Annotated in this window: 14 protein-coding genes; 4 read left to right on the top strand and 10 right to left on the bottom strand. The window is 58.8% G+C overall.

The features are described 5' to 3' along the window. Nucleotides 1–393: 393 nt before the first annotated feature. The 5 genes from HFK74_RS12935 to HFK74_RS12955 all read right to left on the bottom strand — a co-directional run bounded on the left by HFK74_RS12935 (nt 394) and on the right by HFK74_RS12955 (nt 4,591). Nucleotides 394–1,623 carry a methyltransferase gene (locus tag HFK74_RS12935; RefSeq protein WP_180203848.1) on the bottom strand — a complete coding sequence of 410 codons (1,230 nt, stop codon included), beginning with the start codon at nt 1,621–1,623 and terminating at the stop codon, nt 394–396. Beyond that, nucleotides 1,604–2,293, bottom strand: a complete 690-nt coding sequence (locus HFK74_RS12940; RefSeq protein WP_180203849.1) for an ABC transporter permease — start codon at nt 2,291–2,293, stop codon at nt 1,604–1,606. Before HFK74_RS12940 ends, HFK74_RS12935 begins: the two co-directional genes overlap by 20 nt. Further along, the gene (locus tag HFK74_RS12945) at nt 2,290–2,985 is read right to left on the bottom strand and encodes an ABC transporter permease (RefSeq protein ID WP_008058481.1); all 696 of its coding nucleotides are present in this window, start codon (nt 2,983–2,985) and stop codon (nt 2,290–2,292) included. Before HFK74_RS12945 ends, HFK74_RS12940 begins: the two co-directional genes overlap by 4 nt. Nucleotides 2,986–3,057: 72 nt before the next feature. Next, a complete protein-coding gene (locus HFK74_RS12950) occupies nt 3,058–3,804 on the bottom strand; it encodes an ABC transporter substrate-binding protein (RefSeq protein WP_180203850.1) in 747 nt (248 codons plus the stop codon). A gap of 13 nt (nt 3,805–3,817) precedes the next feature. Then, nucleotides 3,818–4,591: an ABC transporter ATP-binding protein gene (locus HFK74_RS12955; protein ID WP_007972784.1), complete on the bottom strand. Its 774-nt coding sequence runs from the start codon at nt 4,589–4,591 to the stop codon at nt 3,818–3,820. Between the two features lie 562 nt (nt 4,592–5,153). Between HFK74_RS12955 and gabP the strand changes: the two genes are divergently transcribed. After that, a complete protein-coding gene (gabP, locus tag HFK74_RS12960; RefSeq protein ID WP_180203851.1) occupies nt 5,154–6,545 on the top strand; it encodes a GABA permease in 1,392 nt (463 codons plus the stop codon). Between the two features lie 71 nt (nt 6,546–6,616). On the opposite strand, the gene HFK74_RS12965 is transcribed toward gabP, so the two are convergent. The 4 genes from HFK74_RS12965 to HFK74_RS12980 all read right to left on the bottom strand — a co-directional run bounded on the left by HFK74_RS12965 (nt 6,617) and on the right by HFK74_RS12980 (nt 9,608). Then, on the bottom strand, nt 6,617–7,069 hold the full coding sequence (locus HFK74_RS12965) for a hypothetical protein (RefSeq protein ID WP_180203852.1): 453 nt from the start codon (nt 7,067–7,069) through the stop codon (nt 6,617–6,619). Nucleotides 7,070–7,075: 6 nt separating this feature from the next. Then, nucleotides 7,076–7,492, bottom strand: a complete 417-nt coding sequence (locus HFK74_RS12970; RefSeq protein WP_180203853.1) for a hypothetical protein — start codon at nt 7,490–7,492, stop codon at nt 7,076–7,078. A gap of 38 nt (nt 7,493–7,530) precedes the next feature. Continuing rightward, complete coding sequence (locus tag HFK74_RS12975) at nt 7,531–8,493, bottom strand: alpha/beta fold hydrolase (RefSeq protein WP_180203854.1); 963 nt, start codon at nt 8,491–8,493, stop codon at nt 7,531–7,533. 62 nt (nt 8,494–8,555) lie between these two features. Beyond that, nucleotides 8,556–9,608, bottom strand: a complete 1,053-nt coding sequence (locus HFK74_RS12980) for a YhcG family protein (protein ID WP_180203855.1) — start codon at nt 9,606–9,608, stop codon at nt 8,556–8,558. A gap of 262 nt (nt 9,609–9,870) precedes the next feature. Here HFK74_RS12980 and HFK74_RS12985 point away from each other — a divergent pair, with 262 nt between their 5' ends. Continuing rightward, a complete protein-coding gene (locus HFK74_RS12985; RefSeq protein WP_180203856.1) occupies nt 9,871–10,320 on the top strand; it encodes a carboxypeptidase regulatory-like domain-containing protein in 450 nt (149 codons plus the stop codon). A 105-nt stretch (nt 10,321–10,425) separates the two neighbouring features. Here HFK74_RS12985 and HFK74_RS12990 read toward each other — a convergent pair whose 3' ends face one another. After that, nucleotides 10,426–10,896, bottom strand: a complete 471-nt coding sequence (locus tag HFK74_RS12990; protein ID WP_180203857.1) for a hypothetical protein — start codon at nt 10,894–10,896, stop codon at nt 10,426–10,428. A 323-nt stretch (nt 10,897–11,219) separates the two neighbouring features. Here HFK74_RS12990 and HFK74_RS12995 point away from each other — a divergent pair, with 323 nt between their 5' ends. Both HFK74_RS12995 and HFK74_RS13000 read left to right on the top strand, forming a co-directional pair. Further along, nucleotides 11,220–12,710, top strand: a complete 1,491-nt coding sequence (locus HFK74_RS12995; RefSeq protein WP_180203858.1) for an aldehyde dehydrogenase — start codon at nt 11,220–11,222, stop codon at nt 12,708–12,710. A 280-nt stretch (nt 12,711–12,990) separates the two neighbouring features. Then, a complete protein-coding gene (locus tag HFK74_RS13000) occupies nt 12,991–13,788 on the top strand; it encodes a helix-turn-helix transcriptional regulator (RefSeq protein ID WP_050562610.1) in 798 nt (265 codons plus the stop codon). Nucleotides 13,789–13,819 lie beyond the last annotated feature (31 nt).

The following is a 13,819-nucleotide window of genomic DNA, read 5'->3' on the forward strand; positions in this document are numbered from 1 at the left end:
GTCAGGGCGACGATTATAGCGATTGGGAAGGTTCTGTAAACCCCTGAATTCAGACTATTTTTGCGTGGGTCTCGGTTGAGGTGTTTCGACGTGCGTTGGTCGTCATCGCGTGGTGTAAAACGAGGTCCCAGAGCTGGTTTTTTTCTGTGTGTGCCGATCTGGATCCGTCTTTGGTTATGTCCTTTGATCAAACGCTTATGCACAACGCGAATTGCGCTTCACCCGGTTAACACTGTTTTTGTGGATCCGTTCTCATTAGTGCGCAAATGCCTGTTTTTCGGGTTTTTTATTCAGTGTACGAAATCTGCGCAGTGCCGTTTCAGGGCTGCAACAGCTGTAAAGATTGGATCCATGAATATTTCATCAACAGAGTTATCCACAGGCTGTAGGACGTTAAGGACGTTCCGCCAGCAGCAGGATATTACGTGGTGTGAGCGAGGATTCGCAGAAGGTGCCGAGGCGAACGGTGTAACCCTGTTCTTGTAGGAATAGCGCCCGATCGAGCACCAGCCATAGCTCCAGTGGGCGTCGGAAAAGCCCGCGTAGAAGCTCTAGATTGCGTACTTGGGCGAGGCGCAGCCATCCGGCGGCCTCAAGTTTCGGCCAATTTTGTGCGCCGATTGTGGATAACTCTTTGAGCTCGGCCAGGTGCTGGCAGTATTCGGCAAAGGGTTTTTCCAGCCAGGCGCTGGGTAGGGAGGGGGTCGGCAGGTACTCGTCAACGCCGCGTAGTTGCCTTTGCAGCAAGTCGAAGCCCAGGCGTCGGGCCATCGATGTGTCGCGTTGGCGTCGCACGCGAGCGCCGGCGGTAACGGTTTCACTCATCGGCAGCCCCAGGTCGTCGAGGGACAGTTGCAGGTCAGAACTTTGGGCGGCCGAGGACATTGGCGAATACCAGGCCTGGCTGGTCCGGTTATAGCAGCAGGGGGCGACGGCCAGTTGCTTGCAGCCAGCCGTGCTGGCGTGCCGGATCAGTCGCACGTGCAAATCGCCGCAGGCATGCAGGGCGACGGGTGTGTGTCGAGCTTCCAATAATGCTGCCGCATCGGCTGCCAGTACGTCCTGTTCGACATGCAGCGCGTGCAGTCGATGCCGCTGGCTGAGGGCCTGGCCGCTGGCAACCAGCGCTGGATCGTATTCCAGGCAGGTCAGTTGTTGACCGGGTTGTAGCAGGCGTCGACCCAGGTGTCCCTTGCCCGAGCACCAGTCCAGCCAATGCCTGGCGGCATCGGCAAACTGCAATCGGCCGGCAAAGGCTTCAATTTGCTGCCACTTGCGCCCCGGTACATCCACATTCAATCGATGAGCTGGCGCCAGGAGCGCCTGTGCGGGCAATTGATCCAGCGCACTTAGCGCCAAAGACTTGGCCGCCAGCGAAGCAAAAGGCTGCGGCGCATCCACAAGGGCAGGGTGGTTGTGAGCGCTTTCCGCTTCTTCCAGCGACCGCCCGCGCAGCCAGGTGGCCAGCTCGGGGTAGGTGGTTTCCCAGGGCAGTTGCAGGTGCGTGAAGGGTCTTGGTTTCCACAGCGCCTGATGCGCTGTCAGAAAAGTGTCCAGCGCGGTGAAACGGGCGAGCAGTTCCGCGCCCGTCAGCACCCGAGGATCAACGCCCTTGGCAGGCATCGACGCGCAACCAGCGCTCCAGCAGCTTGAAGCCGCGTACCAGCACGTAGGCCATCAACAGATAGAACATGCCGGCGGCGAAGAAGATCTCCACCGGCAGGTAGGTCCGGGCGATGATGGTACGGGCCATACCGGTCAGTTCCAGCAGGGTCACGGTGCTGGCCAGGGCGCTGGCCTTGAGCATCAGGATCACTTCGTTGCTGTAGGCCGGCAGGCCGATGCGCGCCGCGCGCGGCAGCATGATGTAGATCAGCGCCTTGGTTTTCGACATGCCCAGCGCCCGTGCCGCTTCGATCTCACCCGGCGGAATCGCCTGGATCGCGCCGCGCAGGATTTCAGCGATGTAGGCGGCGGTGTGCAGGGTCATGGTCGCCGTGGCGCACCAGAACGGATCGCGCAGGTAGGGCCACATCGAGCTGTTACGGATCACGTCGAACTGCGCCAGCCCGTAATAGACCAGGAACAGTTGAACCAGCAACGGCGTACCGCGGAAAAAGAAGATGTAAGCGTAGGGAAACGCCCGCACCCACCACAGGCGGGATGAGCGCGCGATACCCAGCGGAATCGCCAGCAGCAGGCCTGCGATCACGGCAATGGCGACCAGTTCCAGGGTCAGGGTTGCGCCCTGGGCCAGTTTTGGCAGCCACTTGATGATGACTTCCCAGTTCATTGGGTGCTCCTCGCGAAGCCGCGAGCGGCGCGTTTTTCCAGGAAGTGCATGCCGGTCATGGCCAGGATCGTCAGGCTCAGGTACATGAACGCCGCGACCATATAGAAGGTGAACGGTTGCTTGGACACGGTCACGCCGATTTGTGCGTGACGCATGATTTCTTCCAGGCCGATCACCGACACCAGCGCGGTGTCCTTCATCAGGATCATGAACAGGTTGCCCAAGCCTGGCAGGGCGATGCGCCACATCTGCGGCATGATCAAGCGGGTGAAGATGCGCCATTTCGACAGGCCCAGGGCCACGCCGGCCTCACGATGGCCTTTGGGGATGGCGAGGATCGCGCCGCGAAACACTTCCGTGGCGTAGGCGCCAAAGCACAGGCCCAGGGCGATCACGCCCGCGGCGAAGGCATTGAGCTCAAGGTCAGGGTTACCGAAAAACTCGCCCAGGGCGCGCATCAGGTTAACCGTACCGAAGTAGATCAACAGCACCCAGAGCAATTCCGGGATGCCGCGAACCAGTGTCGAATAAGTGCCGCCAAGCCATTGCAGCGGCTTGTACGGGGAAGTCTTGGCCAAGGCGCCGAGCAGACCGAGCACCAGCCCCAGGCACAGGGCCGAGAGTGCCAGTTTCACAGTCATCAGCGCGCCAGCGGCGAGCGCCGGGCCGAATCCGTAGAGGTCGATAATCATGGATTTCTTTTCAAATCGCGGCAGGCAATACCGTGAACCGGCGCCATCAGGCGCCGGCCAGGCAGGTCAGTATCAATAGATGCTGAACGGGAAGTACTTGTCGTTGATCTTCTTGTAGGTGCCGTCGGCAACGATTTCTTTCAGCGCGATGTTCAGCTTCTCGCGGATCGGGTCGTTTTTACGCACAGCAATACCGATCTTATCGCTTTCTTCCACTGGGTCGCCCTTGAATTCATAGGACTTGCCAGCGTCGCTTTTCAGCCACTCGTAGTTGACGTATTTGTCGGCCAGGATGCCGTCCAGACGACCGGAAGTCAGGTCGAGGTAAGCGTTTTCCTGGGTGTCGTAGAGTTTGACTTCAACGCCTTCCATGTTGTCTTCCAGCCAGGTGCCGGCCAGGGTTGCACGCTGGGCGCCGATCACTTTGCCCTTCAACGAATCCTTGTCGGTCTTGAAGTCGACGTCTTTCTTGGCGATGAACTGCAGCTTGTTGGAGTAGTACGGGTCGGTGAAGTCCACCGCTTGCTTGCGCTCGTCGGTGATCGACATCGAGGAGATCAGGAAGTCGAATTTCTTGGCATTCAGGGCCGGGATGATGCCGTCCCAGTCGGAGGTCACGACGGTGCACTCGACTTTCATCTTGGCGCACAGGGCGTCGCCGATTTCCTTGTCGAAGCCGACGACATTGCCACTGGCATCTTTATTGTTGAACGGCGGGTAGGCCGCTTCGATGCCCATCTTCAGGGTTTCGGCCATGGCACCGGCGCTGAACGCCAGGGTAACGGCGGCGGCCAGGAAGACCTTCTTGTAATTGCGCATGCGGTTAGCTCCGTTAGCGGTTGCTGGACATGAATTGTTTGCAGCGCGCCGAAAGCGGGTTTTCAAACACCTGCTGAGGCGATCCTTGCTCTTCTACCAGGCCCTGGTGGAGGAACACCACTTCGCTGGAGACCTGACGGGCGAAGCCCATCTCATGGGTGACCAGCAGCATGGTGCGACCTTCTTCGGCCAGTGCGCGGATGACATTAAGTACTTCCTGGACCATTTCCGGGTCAAGCGCGGAAGTGGGCTCGTCAAACAGGATGACTTTAGGCTGCATGGCCAGGGTGCGGGCGATGGCCGCGCGTTGCTGCTGGCCGCCGGACAATTGCGCCGGGTAGGCGTGGCGCTTGTCGGCGATACCGACCTTGGCCAGCAGGGCTTCGGCGACTTCGATGGCTTCGGCCTTGCTCTGGCCGAGCACACGGCGCGGGGCCTCGATGATGTTGTCGAGCACGCTCATGTGCGGCCACAGGTTAAAGTTTTGAAACACAAAACCGATTTCGCTGCGCAGGCGATTGATCTGCTTGCCGTCGGCAGCGACCAGTTCGCCGTTTTTCGCGGCCTTGAGCTTGAGTTCTTCGCCGGCCACCAGGATCTGGCCCTGGTGCGGGTTTTCCAGCAGGTTGATGCAGCGCAGGAACGTGGACTTGCCGGAACCGGAGGAGCCGAGGATCGAGATCACGTCGCCATCGCGGGCGGTCAGCGAGATACCTTTAAGTACCTCCAGCGAGCCGTAGCGTTTGTGCAAGTTGCGGATTTCAAGCGCGGGCGTGGCCTCAGCCATGTGCGTTCCTCATTGTGTATTCGCTCCTGCTGTTGGTGGCCTTCCTGGCGAGGCGGCCAAGCTAGCATAGCGTTTCAAGGGCAGCCAACAGCGTAACGGGCAGTAAACGGGTGGCATGTGAAAGGTTGTCGCATCGGCACAGCAGACTGTCGCCCCATCAACAACCGAACAGCCGTTTGAACCCTGCTTTCAGATGAAAGCCGGTGGCTGTCGCGTAAAAAAGGGCGCGATGTTGCCAGCTTTGGCGGGGGGTGGGAAGCGCTAACGGGCCAAAGGTGGCGGATCTGCCCTTTTATCGTGCGTCGAGGGATTTTTGTGTGTGTTTCCGGGGCGCTGGTTCGTTCATAAAGTGAGTCGCAGGGTAACGCTCTGGCAAAGTGCCATTAATATCAATGGCTTGCGATCTCTGTCCTGGCGGAGCGAAATTCCCGAGCTAGACGGTTTTGAAACATTTTGGCGCAAATATTGCGTGCAGATTCCGGAACGCTCCGTTTGTTTCTTTTTACAAGAAGGAACACAAGCGGGTTGCACGCTTTCGCTTTTCCTTACAAAGGTAGTTTCAATGAGCAGTACCCAAAGCTCCAACGGCCTCGAACAGGGGCTCAAACCACGGCATGTCACCATGCTGTCGATCGCCGGGGTTATCGGCGCCGGCCTGTTCGTTGGCTCGGGCCACGCCATCGCTGCAGCAGGCCCGGCCGTGCTCCTGGCTTACGCCGCCGCCGGCATGCTGGTGGTGTTGGTAATGCGCATGCTCGGTGAAATGGCTATTGCCTCGCCGGACACTGGCTCCTTCTCGACATACGCCGATCGCGCGATCGGTCACTGGGCCGGCTTCACCATCGGCTGGCTGTACTGGTGGTTCTGGGTGCTCGTCATCCCGTTGGAAGCCAACGCCGCCGCAACCATCCTGCATGCCTGGTTCCCTGGCGTGGACATCTGGGCCTTCGCCCTTGTGATCACCATGCTGCTGACCGTGACCAACCTGTTCAGCGTGAAGAACTACGGTGAATTCGAGTTCTGGTTCGCACTGGTCAAAGTGTTGGCGATCATCGGCTTCATTGTTCTGGGCGTCATGGCCATTTTCGGCTTCCTGCCGGGCAGCCAGGTCAGCGGCGTTTCGCACCTGTTCGACACTCAGGGCTTCCTGCCAAACGGCATGGGCGCGGTACTGGGTGCCATCCTGACCACCATGTTCTCCTTCATGGGCACCGAGATCGTGACCATCGCGGCCGCGGAATCGAAGAACCCTGGCAAGCAAATCTCCAAGGCCACCAACTCGGTGATCTGGCGGATCGGCTTGTTCTACCTCGTTTCGATCTTCATCGTCGTGGCCCTGGTGCCTTGGAACGATCCTGTCCTGGCCAGCCTGGGTTCCTACCAGACCGTGCTTGAGCGCATGGGCATCCCTAACGCCAAGATGATTGTCGACATCGTGGTTCTGGTTGCTGTTACCAGCTGCCTGAACTCGGCGCTCTACACCTCGTCGCGCATGTTGTTCTCCCTGGGCAAGCGCGGTGATGCACCGGCCATGTCCACCCGCACCAACAAAAGTGGCACGCCTTACTGGGCGGTAATGCTGTCCACTGGCGCAGCGTTCCTGGCAACTTTCGCCAACTACGTGGCTCCGGCTGCGGTGTTCGAGTTCCTGCTGGCCAGCTCTGGCGCCATTGCACTGCTGGTGTACCTGGTGATTGCGATCTCGCAACTGCGCATGCGCAAGCAGCGTATGGCTCGCGGTGAGAAAATCGTCTTCAGCATGTGGTTGTTCCCGGGCCTGACCTACGCGGTGATCGTGTTCATCGTCGGTGCCCTGACCATCATGCTGTTCCAGGAAGCTCATCGCGTGGAAATCCTCGCGACTGGCCTGCTCAGTGTGTTGGTGGTGGCTGCTGGCTTGCTGGTGGCTCGCCGTCGCAAGCTGGAAAAAAGTGGCGCGGTGGTGTTGAACTGATTCATACCGCGTAACGCAAAACGGCCGCTGTCAGTGATGACAAGCGGCCGTTTTTATTTGAGTCGTAACCCTTACTCGGCTTTTTCTTCCGGCGTGTCCAGCGTCTGGCGGTAGACGTCCAGCGCATCGCCGAAGTCGGTAATGAATTGCGGGTCGGTCAGCCATTCCTGGGCGGTCTCGCGGTCCATGCCGTCGGCCCACATGCGGTAGTCGATCAGCATGTCGGCGGCCAGGTGGGTGGCGGCCATGCCTTCGTCGTCGGCGTTTTCCATGTCCAGCAGTTCTGGATGGTCGATGATGATGAAGGCGAGATTCGTCAGCAGCACGGAGAGCATTTCGCTGCGGCTGATGGCTTCCGCTTCGCGCATTTTGCTGAACATCGCCAGGGTGTATTCCGGGATCGGCTCGCCGATTTCGCCCAGGTCATCGTCCAGTGCGGCGGGTTTTCTGCCGTGGATATTGATCTGCTTGGCTTTGGCTTTTGCGCGTTTGGCGCGTTTCTGTTGCTTGTTCAGGGAGGCCATGGGAACTCAGTTCGGTTTCTGTTGGGTTTGTGCCGCGATGGCGTCGGACGCCGCCACGTAGTCAGCCTGGAAGGCTGGTGATTCGATCCACGCCAGGGCGCCGGATTCATCCGTTTCGGTGGACCATTGGCGATATTCGATCAGCGCCGCGAGGATGAAGTCCATCGCGCCTTCTTCGCCTTCCTGCTCGTAGACCAGCTCCAGTAGCGGGTCTTCGAGGAACGCCGTGCACATGGCTTGCTGGCTGATCTTCTCGGCGTCGATCATTTTCTTGAACAGTTCGGTCAGGTCCACTGACTCGAAGTCGATGCGATCGTCGTTCGGGTCCAGCTCCACCGGCGCGGCGGCCCGCTGCGTGCGGTTCTGCTTGGCCTTGGCCTTGGCGCGGGAGGCGCGTTTTTGCTGTTTGTTGGCGGAGGCCATGGGCGTCGTTCCGTATTTCGTTGAAAAGGGCTGGTGGCTCAGTGGCGTGGCACTGTGCGCCCAGGTGTGTCGGGAGCCAGCTCGCCGTTTTGCAGCCAGGACAGTGCAATGGGCCATAGTGTGGCTTGGTATGCGCTGCGAAAAAAGGCGAAATGTCCAACTTCTTGTTCGCCGATGTCTTCGGGGGTAATGCGCAGGTGGGTGTTTGTGCTACCGGTGAAGTAGCCAAGCAGGCGTTCGATGGCCGGGACTGTGCCGTAGGGATCGTCGCTGATGCTGATCGCCAGGGTATTCGCGGTGACCGCGGCGAAGTTCCTGACATGGCTGTCCTGGCCGCTGGGGCGCTTCTCGTAACGAGCGGTGGGCGTGCTCCAGTCGTGGACGACACCGGCTGGGGTGTCTTCCAGCCAGCCGAAGCGTTTGCCGGGAAAGTAGCCGCACAGCCTCGTCACCAGCGGCATTACCACGTGCCACTTGCCAAACATCCTCCAGCGCTGGGCGGGGTCATAGTCGCGCCAGTAAGCGAACTGCGCACCGACCGTTACCAGGTGTCGGATGAGTTGTCCGGACGCTCCCAGGCCCGCTGCACAACCGCCAAAACTGTGACCGACCACGTCGATCGGCTGGCCGGGAAATTCACGCTGTGCGCGCGTGAGCATCGCCTCGAAGTCCAGGGCCCCCCAGTCGGACCATGACGCCTGCAATCCTTTGATCGATGCCGGGCGCGACTCACCGATACCGCGATAGTCATAGGTGATGACATCGAAGCCGTTGGTAAACAGGTAATCGGCGAAGCGCGAGTAGTGTCGGCAGCGGACCGATGTGGCGGCGTTGATGATGACCACTGCCCGGGAAGTGTCCTGCCGCGCATGCCGCCAGCTGAAGCCGCCGAGGATGAAGCCGTCGGGGGCTGGTTGCTTGAATGGTTCGCCGGAGGTGCCAGCTGTCAGCGGCAGTTCGATTTGAGCCGGGGCGAGTGAGGGGCTGTCCTGCAAATTCATTGGCGTCGGACCTTTGCGGGTAGCTGCCTACAATAGTCCTGGCGCCGCGTATGAACAATCCATCACGGGTCCTGATGAAGCCGCGCTTCAAGTACCGCCCGCTCTCGATCCAGTTCTGCACGTAACTCTTCCTCGCTCGGCAGTACCAGTTGGTATTTGCTGGCGAATAATTGTTCGTTGCCCTCCAGTACTGAGTAACGCACAACTGACTCATCCTTTTGCGCGCAGAGAATGATGCCAACGGTGGGGCTGTCTTCTTCTCCGCGCTTGAGGTCGTCGTACATACGTACGTACATGTCCATCTGGCCCACATCCTGATGGGTCAGTTCACCACGCTTGATATCGAAGATGACGAAGCATTTGAGCAGGTAGTTGTAAAAGACCAGATCGATGTAGAAGTCCTTGCTGTCGGTGCTGATGCGCTGCTGACGGGCGATGAAGGCAAAGCCTTTGCCCAGTTCGAGCAGGAAACCCTGCAATTGTTCGATCAGTGCCTGTTCTATCTCGCTTTCCTGAAGCCTGCTGGCGCTGGGCAAACCAAGGAATTCCAGCACAACCGGGTCTCGGATGAAATCCCGAGGGCTGGCCTTCATTTGCTGGATATTGGTGGTTGCTTCCTGCTGAACGGCACAGCGGTCGCGGCTCGTCAAAAGGCGTTCGTAGTACAGGGTGTTTATCTGGCGCTCCAGCGCTCGGCTTGACCAGTTCTGGGTAGCAGACTCGTTCATGTACCAGAGGCGTGCGTTTTCGTTGTCGACTCTTAACAGCTTGCGGTAATGGGTCCAGCTCAATTCGTGACGCAGTGCGTCACAAATTGGGAACGCTTGATAGAACAGGCGCATGTAACGAAGGTTGGAGGCGTCAAAGCCCTTGCCAAATTCCGCGGTCAGTACCTTGGCCAAGGTCGAAAGCAATTGTTTTCCATAGCCCGCACGCCGAGCCCCTTCCTGCTCGAACTCGACAATATACCGACCAATCTGCCAGCAGGTTTGCACTTGAATGGTATCGACCGCGCGCAACACCTTCTGTCGTGCCTGGCGAATCAATTCACCCAGATCGCCAAGCAGTGAGGTGATATGTGGGTCTTGCGTGTCATCGGGTATCAGGGCGCTCATGAAGTCTTCCGCAGCAGGTTGAACAGGCAGAAGAGAATGGCAAGAGACTATGGGTTGATGATGCAGGGCCCCTCTGAGATATCCGAAGGACCTTCCGGTTTAGTGGGCAGGACCTGGCTGATAGCGGTGAAGGGCCATGGAGCGATACATGTGGTACGTTTCGTAGTGCCTTCAAGTACAAATCGTTCTAAAACATGACGCCCGCGCCCGAAATCAAAAGTTAAGTAACGATTGGGTTCCGCGGAGCCCGGGAGGCGTCATCATGAAGTATGTGCAGACACTGTTCCTGCCCTTTGTTGTCGCTATCGGCGTGTCGATATTTCCGGTTATGGGGCAGGCTGCCAGCCTCGAGCCGATCGACAATTCGGGTGTGCAGGTCCAACGACAAGAACAAAACGGAATTACCTACCTGTCCGGCGGTATCGGTGAGGATGAGGCCAAGGCAATCCAGCAAACCACGGGTTACAACCTGCATATGACATTCTCCGTCGGCGGCGGGAACGAATACATTCCGGATGTCGATGTAGCCATTCATAACGCGCAGGGGAAAAGCGTGTTGACGCTGACTGAGGCGGGTCCGCTGGTTTACGTCCAGCTACCTCCTGGCAAGTACACGGTCATTGCAACGCGTGCTGGTCAGGAGCGGCGTGATACCGCGGATGTCGGCATGGGTGCTGCGCGCAATCTGGTATTTCACTGGAGCGATAGTTAGCCGTGTCATAAGGCGCGAGGCGATTTCGTCAGCTCTCAAGTCCGCAAACAGCTGCCTTCACTGCTGTTTGCGGAGTACCGCTGAACAAACACCTGGGGGGATGAGTTAGCGGATGCTGCGGATATTGCCTTTGTTGCCTTTTACCGTGACGGAGACTTTCTTGAAGATGAAGTAGTTTTCTTCATTCACTTCATAGCGAGGAGCGACGATCAGGTCGGCACCCGAAGATTTGACTGCTTTGTAGGCCGCAGCAGATTTGACCGCGCTAACGGGATCCAGGCCAAGGCCGCTCAAGGCGCCGCTCTGGCCGCCATAGCTGACGCCATCTGCAAACTGGGAATCGCCACCAAATTTGAGGAAGCCGAACAGTACGTTGACCGAAGACTGGCCGGAGATCGCGTCACCGACGGCAATGTCCGCTTTCAGGTCTGCCTTGACGGTGCTGTCGATAGGCGAAGACGGCTGGCTGTTGTTGTAACTGACACAGCCGCTGGCGGTGGCAATGATTGTCGATAGGGCGAGGAGTTTCAGTAGCGTGTTCAAGAGCTGCTTCCTTACGTTGAAACGTGAATGCATGCAGGCAGATTTGCTGCTGCAATAGTTTCAATGAGGTAAGCGTTTGCCCTCTATGAGAAGGATCTTGAAGTGCTGTATGAAGAGCGGGCACAAGTGGAAGGAAGGAGTGCCTTATGGGTGTAGGAGTTTTCGGCGGCGGTGGGTTTGTTAAATTCCAGGCGTAAAAACTTAAGCTTGCCTACTGCTCCAGCCCCTCGGCACTACCCAGTTTTTTCTTGGGAACCGAGCACATTTTTACTATTTTTCCTCGCCGCGAGAGTAGAGCACCATCCTGCGAAACCAATAAAAACTGACCGTATCAGCGGTCGGCATGGGAGTAGCGTGTGCTCGATCTCAACTACTGGCAGCAGCGGGCTGCCCGCCAAACATTCATTGAAAATGCCTTGATCGAAGGGCAGCAGGTCGCGTGCGCCTCGGGCGCGACGTTCGAGGTGATCAACCCGGCGACCAACCAGCGGTTGGCCTGTGTCGCCGCATGCGGTGAGGAGGAAGTGAACCTCGCGGTACGCTCGGCTCGCCAGGCGTTCGAAGAAGGGACGTGGGCCCGCATGGCCCCGGTGGAGCGCAAGAAGATCCTGATCAGGCTCTCCGAACTGCTCCTGGCCAATCGTGAGGAGCTGGCATTGCTCGACTCGCTGAGCATGGGCAAGCCGGTCATGGATGCCTACAACATCGATGTGCCTGGCGCGGCCGGTGTGTTCGCCTGGTACGGTGAAGCCCTGGACAAAGTCTACGACCAGGTCGCGCCTACCGCGCGCAATGCCCTCGCCACCATCACTCGCGAGGCCCTGGGAGTGGTTGCCGCCGTGGTGCCCTGGAATTTCCCGCTGGACATGGCGGCCTGGAAGCTCGCCCCGGCATTGGCCGCGGGTAATAGCGTGGTCCTCAAGCCCGCCGAGCAGTCGCCATTTTCTGCCTTGCGCCTGGGTCAACTGGCGCTCGAAGCCGGCATTCCGAAAGGGGTGTTGAATGTTGTCCCGGGCCTGGGTGAAAGCGCCGGCAAGGCCCTTGGGCTGCATCCTGATGTGGACTGCCTGGTGTTCACCGGCTCGACCCAGGTCGGCAAGTACTTCATGCAGTACTCGGCGCAGTCCAACCTCAAGCAGGTCTGGCTGGAGTGCGGCGGCAAGAGCCCGAACCTGGTTTTCGAAGATTGCCAGGACCTGGATCTGGCTGCGGAAAAAGCCGCGTTCGGCATTTTCTTCAACCAGGGCGAGGTCTGCTCGGCCAACTCCCGGCTCTACGTGCAACGTTCTATCCACGACGAGTTCGTCGAGCGCCTGATCGCCAAGGCTCGGGACTGGCTGCCCGGTGATCCGCTGAACCCTGAAAGCAGGGCCGGTGCGATCGTGGACAGCGAGCAAGCCGCCCGCATCATGCAGGCGATCGAGCAAGCACGGGGTGAAGGCGCGAAACTCCTGGCAGGTGGCGACAGTGTGACGATCAATGGCTCTTCGAACTTCATCCAGCCGACGATTTTCGCTGGCGTGGATAGAGATATGCGCCTGGCGCGTGATGAGATTTTCGGTCCAGTGTTAGCCATTAGTGTCTTCGACTCCGAAGAGGAGGCTATCCAGTTGGCCAACGACAGCATCTACGGTCTCGCCGCGTCAGTGTGGAGCGATGATCTGAACCGCGCTCATCGTGTGGCCCGGGCATTGAAGGCCGGAACTGTCTCGGTCAACACCATGGATGCACTGGATGTCGCCATTCCTTTCGGTGGCGGCAAGCAGTCCGGTTTCGGGCGCGATCTTTCCCTCCATGCGTTCGACAAGTACACGCAACTTAAAACCACCTGGTTCCAGCTCCGTTAACGTCGCTTCCATCGGCCACGTCGCAAGGCGTGGCAGGGAAAAAACCATCTGCACGCACTCCCCGGAGTGGCGTGCTTTTCCTGTTTGTGGGGCAGTTGGGGCGGTCATCCGACACCCTTTGGTCGACTCACCCTAACGGGTGATATCGGCACTTTTGCGAGCGTGGGAACATCATTTCAACCCCGGCACCAGTCAACCTTGTGTCGCTCCCAACCGTTCTTTTTGGCGAGTCTTTGAAGTGGAAAACGATCGGTTTGTTTCTGCGCAATGGTTCGAACAGATGGCCAAGGTGACCGAGAGTATCGGTCAACCGGGATTCACCGCGACGCTGTTCGAAACCCTGGGCTGTATCTGGCCCATCCAGGCGACGACGCTGTACCAGTATCCGCATGGCGGCATGCCCAGCGCGCTGTTCGAGCTTGATGGGCCGTGGCTGCCGCAAGGCAATGTGCGCCAGTACCTGTCCGGGTTCTATCTGCTCGACCCGTTCTACGGTGCCTGTGTGGAAGGCTTCAGCTCCGGTTGCTACGACCTCGCCGAGGTGGCTCCCGACCACTTCGAACTCAGCGAGTACTACCAGTCGTTCTATCGCCACTCGCACCTGCAGGATGAGTTGAACTACATCCTGCAGTTGTCTCCCGGGCTGAGCCTGGCGGTCTCTCTGGCGTTCACGGAAAAACTGGACGCCGCCACGACGCAGCAGTTCAAGTGCATCGCCCCCTGGGTCCTGACCTTGCTGAAAAAGCATTTTGTCGGCCTGGACACGCGCGGCGTCCGCTTCGAAAACCTGCTGGAGCAGCGCATCCACTCGGCACTGGATAACTTCGGCTCGTCGATCCTGACCGAGCGCGAATGCCGAATCGCCCAACTGATCCTGCGTGGCCATTCGACCCGCTCCCTGGCCGAGCGCCTCGGGGTATCGGAGGACACCATCAAGTCTCACCGCAAGAACGTCTACTGCAAGCTCGACATCGGTACGCAATCGGAGTTGTTCTCACTGTTCATCGATTCGTTGGCCGAAGCCCAGGGCGTGCTCAGCAAAGACCCGCTTGAAAGCTACATGAGCAAGAGCCGCTGAGCGCACTTGCTACCCCTCGCGTGACTACCAA

Origin of the sequence: Pseudomonas sp. SbOxS1, assembly GCF_013416725.1 — a bacterium.
GTDB lineage: Bacteria > Pseudomonadota > Gammaproteobacteria > Pseudomonadales > Pseudomonadaceae > Aquipseudomonas.

Excerpts from the sequence above, each read along its gene's own strand:
- HFK74_RS12935 (WP_180203848.1), bottom strand. The coding sequence starts at position 1,623 with ATGCCTGCCAAGGGCGTTGATCCTCGGGTGCTGACGGGCGCGGAACTG.
- HFK74_RS12940 (WP_180203849.1), bottom strand. The coding sequence starts at position 2,293 with ATGAACTGGGAAGTCATCATCAAGTGGCTGCCAAAACTGGCCCAGGGC.
- HFK74_RS12945 (WP_008058481.1), bottom strand. The coding sequence starts at position 2,985 with ATGATTATCGACCTCTACGGATTCGGCCCGGCGCTCGCCGCTGGCGCG.
- HFK74_RS12950 (WP_180203850.1), bottom strand. The coding sequence starts at position 3,804 with ATGCGCAATTACAAGAAGGTCTTCCTGGCCGCCGCCGTTACCCTGGCG.
- HFK74_RS12955 (WP_007972784.1), bottom strand. The coding sequence starts at position 4,591 with ATGGCTGAGGCCACGCCCGCGCTTGAAATCCGCAACTTGCACAAACGC.
- gabP (WP_180203851.1), top strand. The coding sequence starts at position 5,154 with ATGAGCAGTACCCAAAGCTCCAACGGCCTCGAACAGGGGCTCAAACCA.
- HFK74_RS12965 (WP_180203852.1), bottom strand. The coding sequence starts at position 7,069 with ATGGCCTCCCTGAACAAGCAACAGAAACGCGCCAAACGCGCAAAAGCC.
- HFK74_RS12970 (WP_180203853.1), bottom strand. The coding sequence starts at position 7,492 with ATGGCCTCCGCCAACAAACAGCAAAAACGCGCCTCCCGCGCCAAGGCC.
- HFK74_RS12975 (WP_180203854.1), bottom strand. The coding sequence starts at position 8,493 with ATGAATTTGCAGGACAGCCCCTCACTCGCCCCGGCTCAAATCGAACTG.
- HFK74_RS12980 (WP_180203855.1), bottom strand. The coding sequence starts at position 9,608 with ATGAGCGCCCTGATACCCGATGACACGCAAGACCCACATATCACCTCA.
- HFK74_RS12985 (WP_180203856.1), top strand. The coding sequence starts at position 9,871 with ATGAAGTATGTGCAGACACTGTTCCTGCCCTTTGTTGTCGCTATCGGC.
- HFK74_RS12990 (WP_180203857.1), bottom strand. The coding sequence starts at position 10,896 with ATGCATTCACGTTTCAACGTAAGGAAGCAGCTCTTGAACACGCTACTG.
- HFK74_RS13000 (WP_050562610.1), top strand. The coding sequence starts at position 12,991 with ATGGCCAAGGTGACCGAGAGTATCGGTCAACCGGGATTCACCGCGACG.